Source organism: Arthrobacter sp. TB 26 (assembly GCF_000427315.1).
In the GTDB taxonomy this organism is placed as follows: Bacteria; Actinomycetota; Actinomycetes; order Actinomycetales; family Micrococcaceae; genus Arthrobacter.
In genome coordinates, this window is sequence record NZ_AUPJ01000222.1 from 1 (window position 1) to 6821 (window position 6821).

General features: G+C 67.8%; 6 protein-coding genes. All 6 read left to right on the forward strand.

Annotated elements, in window-relative coordinates; genetic code table 11:
- Nucleotides 1-130 precede the first annotated feature (130 nt).
- The 6 genes from cysD to K789_RS0107910 all read left to right on the forward strand — a co-directional run bounded on the left by cysD (nucleotide 131) and on the right by K789_RS0107910 (nucleotide 6796).
- Nucleotides 131-1033 carry a sulfate adenylyltransferase subunit CysD gene (cysD, locus tag K789_RS0107885; protein WP_029704735.1) on the forward strand — a complete coding sequence of 301 codons (903 nt, stop codon included), beginning with the start codon at nucleotides 131-133 and terminating at the stop codon, nucleotides 1031-1033.
- On the forward strand, nucleotides 1033-2481 hold the full coding sequence (locus K789_RS0107890) for a sulfate adenylyltransferase subunit 1 (RefSeq protein WP_024366287.1): 1449 nt from the start codon (nucleotides 1033-1035) through the stop codon (nucleotides 2479-2481). Before cysD ends, K789_RS0107890 begins: the two co-directional genes overlap by 1 nt.
- Before the next feature lie 53 nt (nucleotides 2482-2534).
- Entirely contained in the window at nucleotides 2535-3701 is a 1167-nt protein-coding gene (locus K789_RS0107895) for an RtcB family protein (RefSeq protein WP_024366288.1), read from the forward strand.
- A 223-nt stretch (nucleotides 3702-3924) separates the two neighbouring features.
- Entirely contained in the window at nucleotides 3925-5100 is a 1176-nt protein-coding gene (locus K789_RS0107900) for an ABC transporter substrate-binding protein (protein ID WP_024366289.1), read from the forward strand.
- Between the two features lie 45 nt (nucleotides 5101-5145).
- Nucleotides 5146-5871 (forward strand): ABC transporter ATP-binding protein, encoded by a 726-nt coding sequence (locus K789_RS0107905; RefSeq protein WP_024366290.1) that lies wholly within the window; start codon nucleotides 5146-5148, stop codon nucleotides 5869-5871.
- Nucleotides 5861-6796: an ABC transporter permease gene (locus K789_RS0107910; RefSeq protein ID WP_024366291.1), complete on the forward strand. Its 936-nt coding sequence runs from the start codon at nucleotides 5861-5863 to the stop codon at nucleotides 6794-6796. Before K789_RS0107905 ends, K789_RS0107910 begins: the two co-directional genes overlap by 11 nt.
- Nucleotides 6797-6821 lie beyond the last annotated feature (25 nt).

Consider the following 6821-nt stretch of genomic DNA (forward strand, 5'->3'; position numbering starts at 1 on the left):
CGATGCTGCAAGCAGCATCGCGTCCCGCTCCGACAGCGGCAGCGGCCTTCCCAACGCTCGCAAGCTCGCGTCGGGTCCCTCGGCCGATGCCTTAGATGCCACTCCCGGGGCGGCATCTGCTGCTGCGGCTCTGCGGTCATCCCGCCTGTCGTCTTTGGACACGTTGGAGTCGGAAGCGATTCACATCATCCGCGAGGTGGTTGCCGAATTCGAGAAGCCGGCGCTGCTGTTCTCCGGCGGCAAGGACTCCGTGGTGATGCTGCACCTGGCCACGAAGGCGTTCTGGCCCGGCAAGGTGCCGTTCCCTGTCCTGCACGTGGACACCGGGCACAACTTTCCCGAGGTCATCGACTTCCGCGACCGGACCGTGGAACGGCTGGGACTCAAGCTCGTCGTCGGCTCCGTCCAGGAGTTCATCGACTCCGGCGAGCTTGCCGAGCGCGCCGACGGCACCCGCAACCCGCTGCAGACCGTCCCCCTGCTGGACTCGATCCAGCGCAACAAGTTCGACGCCGTCTTCGGCGGCGGCCGCCGCGACGAGGACAAGGCCCGGGCGAAGGAGCGGATCCTGAGCCTGCGCGACGAGTTCGGCCAGTGGGATCCGCGCAACCAGCGGCCCGAACTGTGGAACCTGTACAACGGCCGCCACACGGTGGGCCAGCACGTCCGGGCGTTCCCGATCAGCAACTGGACCGAACTCGACGTGTGGCGCTACATCGAGCGCGAAAACATCGACCTCCCGGGCCTGTACTACGCCCATGACCGCGAGGTCTTCGCCCGCGACGGCATGTGGCGCGCGGTCGGCGAGGTGTCCCAGCCGCGCGAACACGAGCAGGTCATCACCAAGACTGTCCGTTACCGGACCGTGGGCGACATGTCCTGCACCGGCGCCGTCGAATCGGCCGCCGCCACCGTGCGCGACGTCGTCATCGAAGTTGCCGCCTCCACCATCACCGAACGTGGCGCCACCCGGGCGGATGACCGCATCTCCGAGGCCGCCATGGAAGACCGCAAGAAGGATGGCTATTTCTAATGAGCACCGACATCGACACCGCCCGCGCGGCTGCCCTTCTTGACGAGGCGCCCCTGGCCTCTCGCTTTCTGTCTTCGACCCTGTTCCGCTTCGCCACCGCGGGCTCCGTCGACGACGGCAAGTCCACCCTGGTGGGCAGGCTCCTGCACGACTCCAAGGCGATCCTCGCCGACCAGCTCGACGCCGTCGCCCGCACCTCCGCGGACCGCGGTTTCGGGGGCGAGAAAGGCGGGATCGACCTCGCCCTGCTGACCGACGGCCTGCGCGCCGAGCGGGAACAGGGCATCACCATCGACGTCGCCTACCGCTACTTCGCCACGGACCGCCGCAGCTTCATCCTCGCGGACTGCCCCGGCCACGTGCAGTACACCAAGAACACGGTGACCGGAGCATCCACTGCGGACGCCGTCGTCGTGCTCATTGACGCTCGCAAGGGTGTCCTGGAGCAGACCCGCCGGCATCTGTCCGTGCTGCAGCTGCTGCGCGTGGCGCACGTGATCGTCGCCGTGAACAAGATCGACCTCGTGGACTTCAGCGAGGACGTGTTCCGCGGGATCGAGGCCGACGTGCAGAAGGTCGGCCGGGAGCTTGGGCTCGGCCGTGACGATTCAAATACAGGCGGGATTGCGGACCTTTTCGTCATTCCCGTCTCCGCGCTCGACGGCGACAACGTCGTGGACCGCTCCGGCCGCACGCCCTGGTACGGCGGACCTGCGCTGCTCGAAGTCCTCGAGACCCTGCCGGCCGCGGACGAACTCGAAAGCCACCTGGAGAGCTTCCGGTTCCCCGTCCAGCTGGTCATCCGGCCGCAGGGGGCCCTGGCCCCCGACGCCGTCGCCAGCGGACTCGACGTCGAGGGTTACCGCGACTACCGGGCCTACGCCGGGCAGATCACCGAGGGCTCGGTGAAACTGGGGGACAAGGTCAGCGTCCTCACCCCGGGCCAGGCGCCGCGCACCACCACCGTCACCGGGATCGACTTCGCCGGACTGGAACTGACCGAGGCCGTGGCCCCGCAATCCGTGGCGCTGCGCCTCGCGGATGAGTTCGACGTCGCCCGCGGGGATACGATCGCGGCGGCGGGCACTATCAGGGAGGCCTCGGCGGACCTGTACGCCGCACTATGCTGGCTCTCGCCCAAGCCGCTCCGCGAGGGCGCCAAGGTGCTGGTCAAGCACGGCACCCGCACGGTCCAGGCCCTGGTCCGGAACGTGACGGGCAAGCTGGACCTCGCCAACTTCCAGCTGGAGCCCACCTCCACCCTGGAGCTCAACGACATTGGACATGCCCAGCTGCGGCTCGCCGCGCCGCTGCCGCTCGAGAACTACCTGCACCACCGCCGCACCGGCGCGTTCCTCGTGATCGATCCGCAGGACGGCAACACCCTCGCCGCGGGTCTCGTCAACGACCACCCCGGCGACCACGAGGACGAGCGCTACTCAATCTAAGGCCTTGCCACCCGGCTGCCCTCCCGCGATCATCGTCATGGGAGGGCAGATCGTTGGAGATCATCAACAGCCGGCTCATCAGCTGGGCTTCGATCCTGGATGACGCGACCCGCAAGCAGGCCCTGGCCACGGCACAGCTGCCCATCATCTATCCGCATCTGGCCCTGATGCCGGACGCCCACCTGGGCCTGGGCGCCACCGTGGGCTCCGTCATCCCCACCCTTGGCGCGGTCATCCCTGCGGCTGTGGGCGTTGACATCGGTTGCGGCATGATCGCCGTCCGCACGCAGTATGCCCTCAAGGACCTGCCCAAGGACCGGAAACGGCTGCGGGAGGACATTGAGCACGCCATTCCGCTGTCCGCCGGCCACTACAACCACGGGATCAGCGCCACCGCCGTACCCCGCATTGCCCAACTGCGGCGGATGGCAGCCCACGCGCGCTTCGACCCCGCCCAGTACGCCGCAAACTGGACCCTCCAGCTGGGATCGCTGGGCTCGGGCAACCACTTCATCGAGGTGTGCGCGGATGAGGCGGACGCCGTCTGGCTTTTCCTGCATTCCGGGTCCCGCGGCGTCGGCAACAAACTCGCACAGCGCCACATCGGCGAGGCCCGGAGCATGATTTTGCGCCGGAACATCGCCCTGCCGCACCCGGACCTGGCCTACCTCGAGGAAGGCACTGCTGAATTCGACCGTTACATCAGGGAACTCCGCTGGGCACAGCACTTCGCCCTGCTGAACCGCGAGGAGATGATGGACCGGGTGGTCCGGCAGTTTGAATCCTGGATCGGCGGCTCCGTCCGCGAGGCCGAACGGATCAACTGCCACCACAACTTCACCGCGAAGGAATGGCATTACGGCAAGTCCGTCTGGGTCTCTCGCAAAGGCGCCATCAGGGCCGAGGCGGGCGACCCCGGGCTGATTCCCGGCTCCATGGGCACCGCGTCCTACGTCGTCGTCGGGCTGGGAAACCGCGCGTCGCTGAACTCTTCGCCGCACGGCGCCGGGCGGGAGTACTCGCGGAACGCCGCGAAGAAGACTTTTACCCTGGCCGAGCTGAAGGCCGCCATGCGGGGCATCGAATTCCGTCCCAGCGAGGCATTTATCGACGAGATCCCGGCGGCCTACAAGCCCATTGACCAGGTGATGCGCGATTCCGCGGACCTCGTCAAGATACGGCACAAGCTCCGGCAGCTCGTCAACGTTAAGGGCGACTAATCCGCTGAAGAGCCGCATGGCGGCCCCGCATATGACGCTGCATGAACTCACGTGACCCCGGGTTTCAGGGCCGTTGAACCGGGTTCCTGCCAGTCCCTATGGTGAACCAATGACAACCATGGATCGGCTCTCCCACGGCCCCCGCGGCGAGTTCCGGGGGCGATGTCGCCGGCGCTGACCACCCGCCCGGCCTCCCGCACACCCCAGGAACAGGACCTCCCGCATGTCATCCCCGTCGAACAACCCCACCCCCGGCCAGACCCCCGGAACCACCCGGATCGTCGCCGGCGAAACCACCAAACCCAGGCGCAAGCGCACCCTGGAGATCAGCCTGGCCGTCGGCCTCGTGCTGCTGATCGGTGCCGGTGCCGCCGTCGCGTCCACGGTGTCCCGCACCACGGAAGCCGCGCCCGCAGCGGCGGCTTCCGACACCCCTGCCGCCGAACTCAAGCTCGGCTACTTCGGCAACATCACGCACGCCCCTGCCCTCGTCGGGGTCAGCCAGGGCCTGATCGCCAAGAGCCTTGGTGAGACCAAGCTCAGCACCCAGGTCTTCAACGCCGGCCCCGCCGCGATCGAGGCCCTCAACGCCGGCGCCATCGACGCCACCTATATCGGCCCCAACCCCGCCATCAACTCCTACGTCAAGAGCAAGGGCGAATCGATCAGCATCATCGCCGGTGCAGCGTCCGGCGGGGCGCAGCTGGTGGTCAAACCCGAGATCGCCTCGGCCGCGGACCTCAAAGGCAAGAAGCTCGCGACGCCGCAGCTCGGCGGCACGCAGGACGTGGCACTGCGCGCCTGGCTGGGCAAGCAGGGCTACAAGACCAACACTGACGGCAGCGGCGACGTCGCCATCAACCCCACCGAGAACGCCCAGACCCTGAAGCTGTTCCAGGACGGCAAGCTCGACGGCGCGTGGCTGCCGGAACCGTGGGCCTCCCGTCTGGTCCTCCAGGCCGGAGCGAAAGTCCTCGTCGATGAAAAGGATCTCTGGGACAAAGGTGAGTTCATCACCACCGTCCTGATCGTCAACAAGAAATTCGCCGCCGAGCACCCCGCCACGGTCAAGGCGCTGCTGAAGGGCCACGTCGAATCCGTGGACTGGCTCAACGCCGCGCCCGCCGCGGAGAAGTCCACGGTCCTCAACGCCGCTCTCAAGGAATCCGCCGGCGCCGCCCTGCCGGCCGACGTGATCGACCGTTCGCTCAAGAACATCGTCTTCACCATCGACCCGCTCGCCGGAACGTACAAAAAGCTGCTCCAGGACGGGGTCGACGCCGGCACCACCACCCAGGCCGACATCAACGGCATCTTTGACCTCACGGCCCTGAACAGCGTCCTGGGCGGCAGCCCCGCCGGGACGAAGATCTCCGCGCAGGGACTGGGCAGGGACTAGCCAGCCCCCGCCGCCAGCTCCGCCAACAGAAGTTAGGACGTGACCATGCCAGTCGTACTGGAAAACCTGGGCAAGCGCTTCGGCGACGGCGCCCCGGTGCTGGACGACGTCAACGCCAGCATCGGGCAGGGCGAGTTCGTCGCCCTGCTCGGTGCGTCCGGCTGCGGCAAGTCCACCCTGCTGAACATCATGGCGGGACTGGAGGCCCCGACGTCGGGCGCCCTGGAGGTGCCGAGCGACGGCGCCGCCTTTATGTTCCAGGACGCGGCGCTCTTCCCCTGGCTGACTGCGCGGGAAAATATTGAGCTGGCCCTGAAGCTGCGGGGAGTCGGGAAGGCCGGGCGCCGGGTGAAGGCCGACGAACTCCTGGACCTCGTGCATCTGGGCGGGGCGGGGGACAAACGTCCGCACGAGCTCTCCGGCGGGATGCGCCAGCGTGTAGCCCTGGCCCGGTCCCTGGCCCAGGACCGGCAACTGCTCCTGATGGACGAACCGTTCGCCGCCCTCGACGCGATCACCCGCGACCTGCTGCACGACGAGCTGGAGCGGATCTGGAAGGAAACCGGGCGCACCATCGTTTTTGTCACCCACAACGTCCGCGAAGCCGTCCGGCTGGGCCAGCGCGTGCTGCTGCTCTCCTCCCGGCCCGGCCGCGTGGTGCGGGAGTGGCACGTCAGCGAAGAACACCGCACCGACGCCGGACTCGCCGGCCAGCTCACCGGCGAAATCACCGCCCGGCTTCGCGAGGAGATCCGCCGCCATGCCAAGTAAACAAACGTCGCTGGTAGAGCCCGGCGAGACGCGCCACATCACCGCGGCCCTGACCCGGTCCTCCACGGGCTCGGCCGACCTCCGCGAACTCGAGGCCGGCCTGGACTCGCTCCAGTCCGACGCCGTGCGCAAGGCCCGGATCGACTGGAGCCGGGTCCTGCTGCCGGTTGCCGCGCTCGCGGTGCTCGTCATCATCTGGCAGCTGTACGTGGCCCTGGGCTTCAAACGGCAGGACCTTGTGCCCGGCCCGCTGGACGTGGTGGCCCAGTTCGGCCATCTCTGGGCAGAGGGCAAGCTGCAGGAAGCGGTCTGGACCTCGCTGCAGCGCGGGCTCATAGGATTCCTGATCAGCGTGGCCATCGCCACCCCGATCGGACTCGTGCTGGCCCAGGTCGCCCCGCTCCGCCGCGCCTTCGGGCCGCTGATCTCGGGGCTGCAGGTGCTGCCGTCGGTGGCCTGGGTGCCCGCGGCCATCATCTGGTTCGGCCTCACCGACGCCACCGTGTACTTCGTGGTGTTCATGGGCGCCATCCCCTCGATCATCAACGGCCTGATCTCCGGCGTGGACCAGATTCCGCCGCAGTACCGCAGCGTCGGTAAAGTCCTGGGCGCCTCCCGGGTCCAGCTGGCGCTCCAAATCATCCTCCCGGCCGCCTTGCCCGGTTACCTGGGCGGACTCAAGCAGGGCTGGGCCTTCTCCTGGCGCTCGCTGATGGCCGCGGAAATCATCGCCGTCGGCGGCTCCATCGGCTTTGGCTTGGGATCTATGCTGAACCAGGGCCGCGACCTGTCCGACATGACCATCGTGATGTCCGCGATCCTGCTGATCCTCGCCGTCGGCATCCTGATCGAACTGCTCGTCTTTGGCCCGATCGAAAAGCGGCTGCTCCGCCGTCGTGGCCTCCTCGCCGGCAGCACCCGCTAACCCCCACCCCTCCACGCACTGCAAC

What these genes read in the sequence shown, in the direction of transcription:
- K789_RS0107900 (WP_024366289.1), top strand. Translation starts at nt 3,925, where the DNA reads ATGTCATCCCCGTCGAACAACCCCACCCCCGGCCAGACCCCCGGAACC.
- K789_RS0107910 (WP_024366291.1), top strand. Translation starts at nt 5,861, where the DNA reads ATGCCAAGTAAACAAACGTCGCTGGTAGAGCCCGGCGAGACGCGCCAC.
- K789_RS0107905 (WP_024366290.1), top strand. Translation starts at nt 5,146, where the DNA reads ATGCCAGTCGTACTGGAAAACCTGGGCAAGCGCTTCGGCGACGGCGCC.
- K789_RS0107890 (WP_024366287.1), top strand. Translation starts at nt 1,033, where the DNA reads ATGAGCACCGACATCGACACCGCCCGCGCGGCTGCCCTTCTTGACGAG.